Raw genomic sequence first — 13,318 nt, forward strand, 5'->3', positions numbered from 1 at the left:
CGCCGCGGCCGGCTCGGGTATACCCATGGGCATGCCCGCCTCCGGCCCCATCCCGTCCAGCTCCGGCACACCCATTCCTGTGCCGGACGGCTCCCAATCGCAAGACTGGCTTGTGCGGCGGCTGACGGTCCTCTCCGGCCCGTCAGGCGTCGGCAAGAGCACGGTCGTCGCCGAGATCCGGCGAGCACACCCGCAGGTGTGGCTGTCGGTCTCGGTGACCACCCGGCCCCCCCGGCCGGGTGAGACCCACGGCGTGCAGTACTTCTTCGTCGACGACGCCGGTTTCGACCGGCTCGTCGCCGAAGGGGAACTGCTCGAGTGGGCCGAGTTCGCGGGCAACCGCTACGGCACGCCGCGGCGCCCGGTGATCGAGCGCCTCGAACGCGGCGAGGCCGTCCTCCTGGAGATCGATCTCCAAGGGGCCCGGCAGGTCCGCCACAGCATGCCCGAGGCACTGCTCGTCTTCCTCGCCCCGCCCTCCTGGGAGGAGCTGGTCCGCCGCCTGGTGGGCCGCGGCACCGAGCCCCCCGAGGTGATCGAACGGCGCCTGGAAGCGGCCCGTGTCGAGCTGGCGGCCGAGAAGGAGTTCGACGTCACCCTGATCAACACGGCCGTCGGGGACGTGTGCCGTGAGCTGGTAACGTTGATGTCCGTTGAATAACCACTAGTGGAAGGCGACGGTGTGGCAGCCAGCACCGAAGGCATCACCAACCCGTCGATCGACGAGCTCCTCGAGGTCGTCGACACCAAATACGGCCTTGTGAGCATCGCGGCCAAGCGCGCGCGGCAGATCAACGCCTACTACGCCCAGCTGGGCGAGGGCCTGCTGGAGTACGTCGGCCCGCTCGTCGAGACCCAGGTCCAGGAGAAGCCGCTGTCGATCGCGCTCCGCGAGACGCGCGAGGGACTCCTCAACGCCGAGCCCATCGAGGGCTGAGAGGGCTGACGAGGGGACGAGTGTGGTCGGAGCCCTCCGGGCACCTTCCCCGGCTCTCGTCACCCCTTGTGTCTGCCCAGGGGGACGACCCCCTGGAACCCCCGATGGATTCCCGTACGGGGGTCGTCGGGCTCTTGGGAATCATCGATTATGACTTCACGTAAGCCGCGTGTTGTGCTTGGTGTCAGTGCGGGGATCGCCGCTTACAAGGTGTGCGAGCTTTTGCGGCGCCTGACCGAGTCGGGGCATGACGTCCGTGTCGTGCCGACGCGGGACGCGTTGCGCTTTGTCGGCGAACCCACATGGGCGGCGCTGTCGGGCAATCCCGTGACCACCGAGGTGTGGCACGGGGTGGACGAGGTTCCGCACGTACGGCTGGGGCAGGAGGCCGATCTCGTCTTCGTCGCCCCCGCGACCGCCGACCTGCTCGCCAAGGCCGCCCACGGGCTGGCCGACGACCTGCTCACCAACACGCTGCTGACGGCGCGCTGCCCGGTCGTGTTCGCGCCCGCGATGCACACCGAGATGTGGGAGCACCCCGCCACCCAGGCGAACGTGGCGACGCTGCGCGCCCGGGGGGCCATCGTGGTCGAGCCCGCCTCTGGGCGGCTCACCGGCAAGGACACCGGCAAGGGGCGGCTGCCCGATCCGGCCGAGCTGTTCGAGGTGGCGCGGCGCGTGCTGGCGCGCGGGGGCCTGGACGGGGATCTGACCGGGCGCCATGTGGTCGTCTCCGCCGGCGGTACGCGGGAGCCCATCGACCCGGTCCGCTTCATCGGCAACCGCTCGTCCGGGCTCCAGGGTTACGCGCTGGCCCGTACGGCCGTGGCGCGCGGTGCCCGGGTCACCCTGGTGGCCGCCAACGTGGCCCTGCCTGATCCGGCCGGTGTGGACCTCGTCCCGGTGGGGTCGGCGGAGGAGATGCGCAAGGCGGTCCTGGAGGCGGCCGATGGCGCCGACGCGGTCGTGATGGCCGCGGCGGTGGCCGATTTCCGGCCCGCCGACTATCGGGGCTCGAAGATCAAAAAGGCGTCGGGGGCCGAGCCCGAGCCGATCCGGCTGACCAAGAACGCGGACATTCTGGCCGAGCTAGGCCAGCGCCGCGGGACCGGACAGGTGATCGTCGGCTTCGCCGCCGAGACCGACGACGTGCTTGCCAACGGGCGGGAAAAGCTCGCCCGCAAGGGCTGTGACCTGCTCGTCGTCAACCAGGTGGGGGAGAGCCTCACCTTCGGCCAGGCGGACAACGCCGCGACGATCCTCGCGACGGAGGGCGATCCCACGGTCGTGCCCCGCGGAGCCAAGGAAGCCCTGGCAGACGTGGTCTGGGACCTCGTCGCGGCGCGCCTCAAGTGATATACCTACCACTTCGGTGAGGATTGAGTGGACCTCCAGCGGGGCCCGATAGACTTCGCCGCGACAAGCTCATAAGACCGGCGGTGGCCTGCCGCCCTCGACAAGTCCGTCCGCACTGCGACATCAGTCAGCAGCCGCTGCAAGGAGTTCACGTACGTGTCTCGCCGCCTGTTCACCTCCGAGTCCGTCACCGAAGGACACCCCGACAAGATCGCGGACCAGATCAGTGACGCGATCCTGGATTCGATGCTCAAGGACGACCCCAAGAGCCGGGTCGCCGTCGAGACCATGATCACCACCGGCCAGGTGCACGTCGCCGGTGAGGTGACCACCGAGACCTACGTGGACATCCCCGGCGTGATCCGGGAGAAGATCCTCGAGATCGGCTACGACTCGTCCAAGAAGGGCTTCGACGGCCACTCCTGCGGTGTGTCGGTGTCCATCGGGGCGCAGTCGCCCGACATCGCACAGGGCGTCGACGACGCGTACGAGACCCGCGAGGGCGAGGGTGTCGACGACCTCGACCGCCAGGGCGCCGGCGACCAGGGCCTGATGTTCGGCTACGCGACCAACGAGACGCCCGACCTGATGCCGCTGCCGATCACCATCGCGCACAAGCTGGCGCACCGCCTGTCCGCGGTCCGCAAGTCCGGCCAGGTGCCCTACCTGCGGCCGGACGGCAAGACGCAGGTCACCATCGAGTACGACGGCGACAAGGCGCTGCGCCTCGACACCGTCGTGGTCTCCAGCCAGCACGCTCCCGACATCGACCTCAAGGAGCTGCTGACCCCCGACATCAAGGAGCACGTGGTCGACCCCGTGCTCGCCCAGTTCGAGCTGGACACCGAGGGCTACCGGCTCCTGGTCAACCCGACCGGGCGCTTCGAGATCGGCGGCCCGATGGGCGACGCCGGCCTCACCGGCCGCAAGATCATCGTCGACACCTACGGCGGCATGGCCCGTCACGGCGGCGGTGCGTTCTCCGGCAAGGACCCGTCCAAGGTCGACCGGTCCGCCGCCTACGCCATGCGCTGGGTCGCCAAGAACATCGTCGCCGCCCAGCTGGCCGACCGCGCCGAGGTCCAGGTCGCCTACGCGATCGGCAAGGCCCACCCGGTCGGCGTGTTCGTGGAGACCTTCGGCACCGAGAAGCTCCCGATCGCCAAGATCCAGGAGGCCGTGCAGCAGGTCTTCGACCTCCGCCCGGCCGCCATCGTCCGCGACCTGGACCTGCTCCGCCCGATCTACTCCCAGACCGCCGCGTACGGCCACTTCGGCCGCCCCGAGCCGGACTTCTCCTGGGAGCGCACCGACCGCGCCGAGGCCCTCGCCCAGGCCGCCGGTCTCTGAGCCCAATTCAGCGCGAAAGGCCCCGAGGACACGTGTCCCGGGGCTTTTCGCATTTTGTCTAAAGCCTGTTCACGCGCTGAGTTGGAGAGGCCCGGCATTGCCGAAACCCACGTCGGTGGTCGCGGCGAGCCCGACGGTGGCCACGGTCCACCTCTGGTTGCCCGCGGGGTTCTTCACCTTCGTGGAGATGTAGCAGGTGTCCACACTGAGGTTCGAGCCCCACCGTTCAAGGGGTGAGACCCCAATGGCCGGCCACTTCAAGGAGCCGGCACATGTCGTGATAGCCGTGAATGCACGCGGCCGAAACGCCCGGGTAGCCACCGGATGTCTCGGCGAATTCCAGGAGGAAGTACGGGTCGAGAGCGTCCGGCTGCTCGACGTTCACCTCGACCACCACGCCGGTCACCACGTTCTCGTACCTGCAGTGCTCTCCGTGCGGATCGGCATGCCATACCGCAGCGCCGGGCTCGTCCGAGGCCAGGCGTTGGGCGAGGCGGCGGAAGTCGGCGACGAGCGCGTCGAGCTCGGTCCGGACGCCTTCGGCCTCCTCCCGGCTCACCAGACGCATCGCGGTGATGGTCGAGGCGCCCGAGACGAAGACGTGGATGCCGTCACCCGCCAGCGGCGGATTCAGGCGTGCCACGGCGGCGAAGGGGTCGGTCACCGGGAAGACCGCATGCGTCCCGCGTGTGACCGTACGGCGGACGATCTCGGGCGACGGATGGCCGGTCAGTCCGGGCAGGGGGTGCCTCGGGGGAGTTCATAGCGGGCCTGCACGTGGTAGCGGCCAGGTCCGGGAGCGTCGAGGCGGACGAAGTCACCGGCGCGCGCCACGCAGCCCTGGCCGGGCCCGCGCACGCTCAGCCACGGCGACCAGGAGATCCGCAGCAGCACCGAGCCCTTGGCGGGGACCTTCACCACCATGCGGTCGGGGCTGATCCGTTCGACCGTGGCGGGTGCGTCGGCGAGGGGCTTGGGGTCGGCGACCCGGTAGACGCGCCAGTGCCGGTCGTGCCAGACCTCGGTCAGGTACGGCTGGCCGCTGCGGACGAGGGCAGCCTCCTGCCGGGCGGCCCAGTCGACCTCTCGCTCCGGCAGGACCACGTACTGCACGGCCCACTTGTGGAGCCAGTCGCGATAGGTGGCGGGGTTGAGGGTCTCGTCGTAGAAGAGCGCGTTGCGGTGGGCGTCGATCTGGCGGTTCCAGCCGCGGGCGAGGATGAAGTGCCGGCTCAGCCCGTACGCCTCCCAGTGGGAACGCAGCGGGACGACCTCGATCCGGCCGCGGGCCGCGCCGAGCTGCCCGAGCGCGGTGATCAGGCCCTTGGAGTACCGCGCGGTCGCGCCGGCCGGACGGGTGTGGATCAGGTCGTCGACCGGCTTCACCACCTGCCAGACGGCGGTGACCATGAACGCCAGGCACAGCACGGCCAGCCGTCGCCGGTCGGTGGTGCGCGCCACCGCTATGATCAGGAACATTCCGCCGAACATCAGCGCGAGCCGTTCGACGTTGCTGCCGATCGGGGACGGGATCGCCCACGTCAGGAGGATCCCGAGAAGGTAGACCCCCGCGCCGACGCGGACGACCCGCCAGGAACGCGGTGCGCACAGCGTCACCGCGACCACGCTGGCGAGCGTCGGCAGCACGATGGCGGTCGTGGAGATCGGCTGCTTGCCGTAGAACGGGAACAGCGCCGACGTCGTGGCCACGACCAGCGGCGGCCCCAATGCCAGCATGAGCCCGGCCCGGCGCCGTCCGGTCAGGAAGAGCGCCGCCGCCAGCACCAGCACGAACAGCCCGGCGACGGGGCTCGCGAGGGTGGCCAGCACGCCGAGGAGCAACATCCCGGCCGCCCGGAGCGGCGGGGTGCCGCGCGGCGAGAAGGCCGGGAACACCGCGGCCAAGGCGAAGAGCAGGCCGAGCCCGAAGGTCACCCGCCCGGACGCCGAGTTGCACGAGATGGCGAACGCGGCCCACAGCGCCGCCGCCATCGCCATCGGGGCCTTGAAGCGCACCAGCAGCAGCGCCGTCAGCGTGGCCGACAGCGTGCCGGCGACCGCCGCGACCGTGCGGATCCCGAACCACCCCATGAGGTAGGGCGAGAGCACGCTGTAGGAGGCCGGGTGCATGCCGCCGTACCAGGCCAGGTTGTACGACGCCTCCGGGTGCTTGCGCGCGAAGGTGGTCCATGCGGCCTGCGCGGCGAGGTCGCCGCCGTTGTTCGCCAGGTAGAAGCCCCACACCAGGTGCAGGATCCCGGCCGTCAGCGTGGCCGCCATCACCGGGCGGCGCGGGTCCAGCCACTCCCGCCAGCGGCGCCCGGCACCCGGCGCGGACGGCAGGCCGGCGCGCCTCGGCGGCGGCTCGACGAGGACTCGGCCGTCCACCCTCTCCGGGGTCTCCGCGGTGGTCACGGAGCCGGAACGGGTCGGGGGGACAAAGAGGAAGCCGGGGGCATCGGGCAATGATCCCGTCAACGTGGTGGTAGTTCAAACCGGATGCCCGGACGTCTCCGGGAAGAGCCATGGACGAAGCACGTCAGTCTCATCTGGTAGGACGGTGGAGTGACGAACGACGCCGGCTCCGCGGAGCTCATCCCGGGCTTGGACGACATCGTCCCGGTGCCCGCCGCGAAGCCGGCCAAAACCTCACCACCGCCGGGATCCGCCAAGGAGCGTAAGGCGGGAAAGGCAGGAAAGACGTCCAAGCGCGAGCCCAAGAAGGGCGCCAAACGGCCCGCCGAGGTCCTGCCGGTCGCGCGGATCGCGGTGGACGTGGCCCTGCCTCACCTGGACCGCCCGTTCGACTACCTGGTGCCGGCCGAGCTGGCCGACAAGGCCGTTCCGGGGTGCCGGGTCAGGGTGCGGTTCGCAGGGCAGCTCGTCGACGGCTTCCTGCTCGAACGGGCCGAGGAGAGCGAGCACGAGGGCACGCTGCGTTTCCTCGAACGGGTCACCTCGCCGGAGCCGGTGCTCGCGCCGGAGATCGCCGCGCTGGCCCGCGAGGTCGCCGACCGGTACGCGGGCTCGCTCTACGACGTGCTGCGGCTGGCCATCCCGCCCCGGCACGCCCGGGTCGAGGCCGAGCCGCCGGGCGAGCGCCTGGAGTTCGAGGCCCCCGACGGACCCGGCCCCTGGGCGGACTACCCGGCCGGTCCCTCGTTCCTCACCGCCCTCGGCGAGCAGCGGGCGCCGCGTGCCGTGTGGAGCGCGCTGCCCGGCCCGGGCTGGCCCGCCGCGATGGCGCGGGCGGCGGCGGTCACGCTCGCGGGCGGCCGCGGCGCGCTCATCGTGGTGGCGGACTGGCGGGACGTGGCGCGGGTGGACGAGGCGCTCAAGGCCGAGCTGGGGGAGGGGCGGCACGTCGCCCTGACGGCCGACCTGAAGCCGTCCGAGCGCTACCGCCGCTGGCTGGCGATCCTGCGCGGCACGGTACGGGTGGTGGTCGGCACCCGCGCCGCGATGTTCGCCCCCGTTCATGACCTGGGCCTCGTCGTGCTCTGGGACGACGGCGACGACGTGCACCCGGACCCGCACGCCCCGTACCCCCATCCCCGCGAGGTCCTGGCGCTGCGGGCGCATCGCACCGGCGCGGGAGCCCTCATCGGCGGCTTCACCCGGACGACCGAGGCGACGCAGCTGGTCGAGTCGGGCTGGGCGCACGCGCTCGCCGCCGACCGCGTGCGGATCAGGGAGGTCATGCCCCGCATCGGCCCGGTCGGTGACGACGCGGAGCTGCCCAAGGACGCCGCCGCGCGGAGCGCCCGGCTCCCCAACGTGGCGTTCCAAGCGGCCCGCCGCGCGCTGGAGGAGGGCCCGGTACTCGTGCAGGTGCCCCGGCGCGGCTACCTCCCGGCGCTGGCCTGCGGCCGGTGCCGTACGCAGGCGCGCTGCAGCGCCTGCCAGGGCCCGCTCGCCCTGCGGTCCTCGCACGCCACGCCGTACTGCCGTTGGTGCGGTCGCATAGCCGGAGACTGGCGCTGCCCCGAATGTGGGCACATCCACATCCGCGCCATCGTGGTCGGGGCCAAGCGCACTGCCGAGGAGCTCGGGCGGGCCTTTCCCGGCGTGCCGGTGAAGACCTCCGGCCGGGACGCCATCCTCGACAAGGTCGGGCCGCAGCGCGCGCTGGTGGTGGCCACCCCGGGCGCCGAGCCGGTGGCCGAGGAGGGTTACACCGCCGCCCTGCTCCTGGACGGCTGGGCCCTGCTCGGAAGAGCCGATCTCCGTGCGGGCGAGGAGGCGCTCCGCCGCTGGATGAACGCCGCCGCCCTTGTCCGCCCGGCCGGGACGGTCGTCGTCTCGGCGGACGGGTCGCTCCCGGCCGTGCAGGCGCTCATCCGCTGGGCCCCGGTCACCTTCGCCGAACGCGAGCTGGCGGAACGGCGCGAGGTCGGCTTCCCGCCCGCCGTCCGGATGGCGTCCCTGACCGCGTCCCCGGCGGCGATCCGCGGGCTGCTGGCCGATGCCAGGCTGCCCGCGGAGGCCGAGGTCCTCGGCCCGGTCCCGGTGTCAACGCCCGGATCGGTGCCGGGGCCGGGTCCGGGATCAGCTCCGGGCCAGGGGCCCCACGACGGCGACGACCAGGAGAAGGAGCGCGCGCTCATCCGGGTGCCGCGCGCGGCCGGCGCCCGGTTGGCGAAGTCGCTGAAGGAGGCACAGGGCGTGCGCAGCGCGCGCAAGGTCGACGAGTACGTACGAGTCCAGATCGACCCCCTGGAACTGCTCTGACCACTAGGGTTTCCGCGTGGCAGACAACTGGGTGGAGAACCTCAGCGATGATCTTCAGCGCTGGGCGGACGGCCGCGCCGAAGCGGATGGCATGCAGGCCGACGAACAGCCGGTCGACGAACAGCCGGTCGACGTACAGGGCGCGTTGTTGCTCCTGGACTTGGCCAGGGAGGAGCTGGGGCTCGCCGCGGCGGCGGAGCTGACCCCGGCGCGGCTCGGGGATCTGCTGCTCAAGGTCTTCCCGGACGAGGTGGTCGCCGGGGCCGACGAGGTGCCCGCGATCCTGGCGACCGTGGACACGCTGATCGATTTCCTCGGTGAGAGCGGCGAGGTCCCGGCCGGGCAGGCCGTCGCGCTGCGCGCCGAGCTGGACCGGCTGGCGCCGGAGTTCGCCGAGGTCGTCGCGGAGACCGACACCACCGAGCGGCAGGCCGCCGCCGAGGTGATCACCGCGATGATGGCGGCCGACGGCGTCGCGCTCGACGACCAGGACGCGGTCGAGGAATGGGTGCGGGCCTTCGAGGCGCTCCCCGAGGACGAACGGTACGCCCGCACCGAGGAGTACCTGCGCCAGGCGGAGGAACTCGTCGTCCCGCCCGTACGCCTGGCGCCTGAGGCTGAGCTGGCCGCCGCCGCCCGCGCGTCGGCGCTGACCGCCCAGGTCCGCGCTATCGCCGAGTGGGCGGTGGACCGTCCCGTCACCGAGTTCGGCGACCTCGGCGGCGACGACGCGGCGACGGCCGTGGCCGAACTGGGCCTGGAGACCCCGCGGCGGGCCGCCGGCGCGCCGGTCCAGGACCAGTCCGACCTCCCCGAGTTCGACCGGCTCTGGTGGGCCGCGCTCGAGTCCGAGGTGCTCCGGACGACCGGTGGCACGGCGGTCGCAGGGCCCTCGCTGGCGGATCTCACGGCGGGGGACGACGAGACGATCCTCGGCGTCTGGCTGCGGTTGTTCGACGCGGTGGCCGTTCCCGAGCATGAGGGCGAGGACGGCCTCGACGCGATCGAGCTGGTGCAGAACGAGCTCACCGGGGTCCTCATCCACCTGTACGAGCAGGAGTCGCCCTCGTCCGCCAAGGTGCTGGCCGACGTCCTGATCGAGCACGTCATGGCGGCCTACGAGCTCTCCGACGGCCACGCGGTGGCCGCCGCCGCACGGCAGGCCCTCGACCTGGAGCTCGCCGACCTCGCCGGGTGGGGCGTCCTCGAAGCCGCCGGTGAGGGCTACGCGCTCACCCCGCTCGGCGTCTGGGGCGTGCGCGAGCTGCTGCTCGCGGACGGCTTCGTCGCGCCGGTGGTGGGCGATCTCGCCGAGTCCACCGCCGCGGACCTGGTGGCCGGGCTGACCTGGCACCGGCAGGACACCGCCGACGAGGAGATCGCCGGCTGGCTGGCGGGCCGGGACGCCGAGCCCGCCGCGGCCGAGCTCCTGGAGGTCATGCGCAACGGCGGGCCGGGTGCCCGCAACCTCGCCGCGGCGGTGCTGCACCGGATGGGCCCGGAGATCGCCCCGCAGTTGCGGGGTGCCGGGGATCACCCGCTCGTCCGCCCGTACGCGGCGCTGTGGCTCAACCAGAAGACCGGCGCGCCGATCGAGCTGGAGGGCCGGGAGTTCGTCTGGATGTTCGTCGACACGGTCGCGGGCATGCTGGAGACCGCCGAGCCCTCGGAGGCGGTGGCCGCGGCCCTGGCCGACGCCCCCGCCGAGGTCGAGCTGGGCGCCATGATCGACGACATGTGGCGCTGCGAGCACCCCGACACCGCCGACGTGCTCACCGCCTTGGGCGACCACGTTCCGGACAAGGGCGTCGCCAAGGCGGCACGCAAGGCGGCCTACAAGGCCCGCTCTGGTCAGGGCGGTGCCTGAGATCTCCGTAGACTGGTCGGGTAGGTCTCCATTCACTCGCACCACGACCTCGCTCTGAACGCACCTGCAGGAAACGGAGTCCCCGTTGGCCGTCAAGCCCATCCGCCTCTTCGGTGACCCTGTGCTTCGCACCCCGGCCGAGCCGGTGAAGGACTTCGACAAGGAGCTTCGCCAGCTCGTGAAGGACCTCACCGACACGATGATCGACGCTCCCGGGGCGGGCCTGGCCGCGCCCCAGCTGGGCGTGAGCCTGCGGGTCTTCACCTACTACGTCGACGACCGTCTCGGTCACGTCGTCAACCCCACGCTGGACCTGTCGGAGGAGCAGCAGGACGGGGAGGAGGGCTGCCTCTCCCTCCCCGGGCTGAGCTTCCCCACCCCCCGCGCCTACCGCGCGGTCGCCAAGGGCTTCAACATGCACGGCGAGCCGATCACCCTGGAGGGCACCGATCTGCTGGCCCGCTGCGTCCAGCACGAGACCGACCATCTGGACGGGATCATCTTCATCGACCGCATGGACCCCGAGCAGCGCAAGGCCGCGATGAAGGCCATCCGCGAGGCCGAGTGGTTCGGCGACCCGGTGCCGGTCGTCAAGGAGTCCCCGCACCGCACCTTCGGGAAGGCCCTCTGACGGTGAAGCTCGCCAATGAATCAGCGCAGCGCAGGGACACCGGAGATGGGGCGCGAGCCTGATGCGTCTCGTCTTCGCAGGGACACCAGAGACCGCCGTGCCGTCTCTGGAGGCGCTGCTGGCGTCCGGTCACGAGGTGGCCGCCGTGGTCACCCGGCCCGACGCGCCGTCCGGGCGGGGGCGCAAGCTGGTCGCCAGCCCGGTGGCGCGGCGCGCCGAGGAGGCCGGGGTCGAGGTCCTCAAGCCCGCCAAGGCGAGCGACCCGGAGTTCCTCGACCGGCTGCGGGCCATCGCGCCCGACTGCTGCCCGGTCGTGGCGTACGGGGCGCTGCTGCGGCCCGCCGCGCTGGAGATCCCGCGGCACGGCTGGGTCAACCTGCACTTCTCGCTGCTGCCGGCGTGGCGCGGTGCCGCGCCCGTCCAGCACGCGATCCTGCACGGCGACGACGTCACCGGCGCGGCCACGTTCCAGATCGAAGAGGGCCTGGACACCGGGCCGGTCTACGGCGTGCTGACCGAGCCGATCCTGCCCGCCGACACCACCGGCGACCTCCTCGGCCGCCTGGCGGTCGCCGGCGCCAAGCTGCTCCTCGACACCATGAACGGCATCGAGGCGGGCGTGCTGGAGGCGCGGCCGCAGCCGGATGAGGGCGTCTCGTACGCCGCCAAGCTCACCCCCGAGGACTCCCGGGTCGACTGGACCGCGCCCGCGATGCGGGTCGACCGGCTCATCCGCGCCTGCACACCCGCGCCGGGCGCCTGGACCACGCTGCGCGGCGAGCGCGTCAAGCTCGGCCCGGTCCGGCCCGCACCCGACGCCGCGCCGGATGCCGGGCCGCTGGCGCCCGGCGAGCTGCGCGCGGGCAAGAAGGAGGTCCTCGTCGGCACCGGCACGCACCCGGTGGTCCTGGGCGAGCTGCAGCCGCCCGGCAAACGCCGCATGAACGCCGTGGACTGGACCCGCGGCCACCCACTCACCGATGAGGATCGTTTCAGCTGATGCCGCCCACCCGAAACCGGCGCGGCGACCGCGACCGGAACCGCAGACCCGGTACGCCGCGCCGCACCGGCCGGCCCGAGGACCTCGTCCGCCGCACCGCGTTCGACGTCATCCGGGCCGTGGAGACCCGCGACGCGTACGCCAACCTGCTCCTGCCGACCCGGCTGCGCGAACGCGGGCTCACCGGCCGCGACGCCGCGCTGGCGACCGAGCTGACCTACGGCACGCTGCGCGGCCGCGGCACCTACGACGCCGTGCTGGCGCTCTGCAGCGACCGCGAGCTGCGCCGCGTCGACGGCCCGCTGCTCGACGTGCTGCGGCTGGGCACCCACCAGCTCCTGGCGACCAGGATCCCCGCGCACGCGGCCGTGGCCACGGCCGTCGAGCTGGCGCGGTCGGTCTCCGGGCCGGGGCAGGCCAAGTTCGCCAACGCGGTGCTGCGCAAGGTGGCCACGCGCGACCTCGACGGCTGGCTGACGATCGTCGCGCCCGAGGGCGGCAACCCCACCGAACGGCTGTCGATCGCCCACAGCCACCCGCGCTGGATCGTCTCCGCGCTCCGCGACGCGCTCGGCCCGGACGGGGACGAGATCGACGCGTTGCTCGCCGCCGACAACGACCGGCCCCGCGTGACCCTCGTCGCCCGGCCCGGCCGGGCCACGCTGGAGGAGCTGTACGAGGCGGGCGCGGAACCCGCTCCCCACTCGCCCTACGCGGCCCTGCTGCCCGAGGGCGACCCGGCCGCGATCCTCGCCGTGCGTGAGGGCAGGGCGGCCGTCCAGGACGAGGCCAGCCAGCTCGTCGCGCTGGCATTGGCCGCCGCGCCCCTGGACGGCTCCGATTCCCGTTGGGCCGACCTGTGCGCCGGTCCCGGAGGCAAGGCGGGCCTGCTGTCGGCCGTCGCCGCCGGACGCGACGCCCGGCTGCTCGCCGCCGACCTCCAGCCGCACCGGGCCGGGCTCGTGCGGGGCGCGGTGACCGATCGCGCCACCGTGATCGTCGCCGACGGGACCGCCCCGGCGTGGCGGCCCGGCTCGTTCGACCGGGTCCTCCTCGACGTGCCGTGCACCGGCCTCGGAGCCCTACGGCGCCGGCCGGAGGCGCGCTGGCGGCGCGGTCCCGCGTCGGTGGCCGAGCTCGGCCCGCTCCAGCGCAAGCTCCTGGAGAGCGCGCTGGAGGCCGTCCGTCCAGGCGGGGTGGTCGCGTACGTGACGTGCTCGCCGCACCTGGCCGAGACCCGCGTCGTCGTGGACGACGTCCTGCGCGGCCGTGACGGCGTGGAACGGCTTGACACGCCGGCGGTGCTCCGCGAGGTGTCGCCCGGGCTCGAAGGGATCGGCGAGGGGTCGTACGCCCAGTTCTGGCCGCACCGGCACGGCACCGACGCCATGTTCATGGCCCTGCTGCGCCGGATCTGAGACCTGCGCCGCACATGATCTGAGACCT

12 protein-coding genes are annotated in these 13,318 nt (G+C 72.6%); 9 read left to right on the plus strand and 3 right to left on the minus strand.

All coding sequences use genetic code 11. From position 1 onward, the window contains the following. The first annotated feature begins 31 nt into the window (after positions 1-31). The 4 genes from gmk (at position 32) to metK (ending at position 3,643) form a co-directional block, all read left to right on the plus strand. Positions 32-661, plus strand: a complete 630-nt coding sequence (gene gmk, locus F8566_RS36250; RefSeq protein WP_151566391.1) for a guanylate kinase — start codon at positions 32-34, stop codon at positions 659-661. Between the two features lie 21 nt (positions 662-682). After that, positions 683-937, plus strand: a complete 255-nt coding sequence (gene rpoZ, locus F8566_RS36255) for a DNA-directed RNA polymerase subunit omega (RefSeq protein WP_151566392.1) — start codon at positions 683-685, stop codon at positions 935-937. 150 nt (positions 938-1,087) lie between these two features. After that, complete coding sequence (gene coaBC, locus F8566_RS36260) at positions 1,088-2,293, plus strand: bifunctional phosphopantothenoylcysteine decarboxylase/phosphopantothenate--cysteine ligase CoaBC (protein WP_151566393.1); 1,206 nt, start codon at positions 1,088-1,090, stop codon at positions 2,291-2,293. Positions 2,294-2,449: 156 nt separating this feature from the next. Next, a complete protein-coding gene (metK, locus tag F8566_RS36265) occupies positions 2,450-3,643 on the plus strand; it encodes a methionine adenosyltransferase (protein WP_151566394.1) in 1,194 nt (397 codons plus the stop codon). Between the two features lie 69 nt (positions 3,644-3,712). Here metK and F8566_RS52465 read toward each other — a convergent pair whose 3' ends face one another. The 3 genes from F8566_RS52465 to F8566_RS36275 all read right to left on the minus strand — a co-directional run bounded on the left by F8566_RS52465 (position 3,713) and on the right by F8566_RS36275 (position 6,058). Beyond that, positions 3,713-3,847, minus strand: coding sequence for a hypothetical protein (locus F8566_RS52465; protein ID WP_264159521.1), 135 nt, complete (start codon positions 3,845-3,847; stop codon positions 3,713-3,715). A 22-nt stretch (positions 3,848-3,869) separates the two neighbouring features. After that, positions 3,870-4,307, minus strand: coding sequence for a hypothetical protein (locus tag F8566_RS36270; protein ID WP_151566395.1), 438 nt, complete (start codon positions 4,305-4,307; stop codon positions 3,870-3,872). A 65-nt stretch (positions 4,308-4,372) separates the two neighbouring features. After that, a complete protein-coding gene (locus tag F8566_RS36275) occupies positions 4,373-6,058 on the minus strand; it encodes an MFS transporter (RefSeq protein ID WP_225993820.1) in 1,686 nt (561 codons plus the stop codon). Positions 6,059-6,208: 150 nt separating this feature from the next. Between F8566_RS36275 and F8566_RS36280 the strand changes: the two genes are divergently transcribed. The 5 genes from F8566_RS36280 to F8566_RS36300 all read left to right on the plus strand — a co-directional run bounded on the left by F8566_RS36280 (position 6,209) and on the right by F8566_RS36300 (position 13,290). Then, positions 6,209-8,374, plus strand: a complete 2,166-nt coding sequence (locus tag F8566_RS36280) for a primosomal protein N' (protein ID WP_151566396.1) — start codon at positions 6,209-6,211, stop codon at positions 8,372-8,374. 16 nt (positions 8,375-8,390) lie between these two features. Beyond that, complete coding sequence (locus F8566_RS50360) at positions 8,391-10,241, plus strand: hypothetical protein (protein WP_192810040.1); 1,851 nt, start codon at positions 8,391-8,393, stop codon at positions 10,239-10,241. Between the two features lie 85 nt (positions 10,242-10,326). Next, positions 10,327-10,872 carry a peptide deformylase gene (gene def / locus F8566_RS36290; protein WP_151566397.1) on the plus strand — a complete coding sequence of 182 codons (546 nt, stop codon included), beginning with the start codon at positions 10,327-10,329 and terminating at the stop codon, positions 10,870-10,872. Between the two features lie 61 nt (positions 10,873-10,933). Further along, the gene (gene fmt / locus F8566_RS36295; protein WP_151566398.1) at positions 10,934-11,872 is read left to right on the plus strand and encodes a methionyl-tRNA formyltransferase; all 939 of its coding nucleotides are present in this window, start codon (positions 10,934-10,936) and stop codon (positions 11,870-11,872) included. Next, the gene (locus F8566_RS36300; protein ID WP_151566399.1) at positions 11,872-13,290 is read left to right on the plus strand and encodes an RsmB/NOP family class I SAM-dependent RNA methyltransferase; all 1,419 of its coding nucleotides are present in this window, start codon (positions 11,872-11,874) and stop codon (positions 13,288-13,290) included. The genes fmt and F8566_RS36300 overlap by 1 nt, the downstream gene beginning before the upstream one ends. Positions 13,291-13,318: the final 28 nt, after the last annotated feature.

The organism is Actinomadura rudentiformis (genome assembly GCF_008923185.1).
Lineage (GTDB): Bacteria > Actinomycetota > Actinomycetes > Streptosporangiales > Streptosporangiaceae > Spirillospora > Spirillospora rudentiformis.

Bases quoted from the DNA above. Each gene is read 5' to 3' on its own strand.
- gmk (WP_151566391.1), top strand. From the start codon at position 32: ATGCCCGCCTCCGGCCCCATCCCGTCCAGCTCCGGCACACCCATTCCT.
- coaBC (WP_151566393.1), top strand. From the start codon at position 1,088: ATGACTTCACGTAAGCCGCGTGTTGTGCTTGGTGTCAGTGCGGGGATC.
- fmt (WP_151566398.1), top strand. From the start codon at position 10,934: ATGCGTCTCGTCTTCGCAGGGACACCAGAGACCGCCGTGCCGTCTCTG.
- F8566_RS36300 (WP_151566399.1), top strand. From the start codon at position 11,872: ATGCCGCCCACCCGAAACCGGCGCGGCGACCGCGACCGGAACCGCAGA.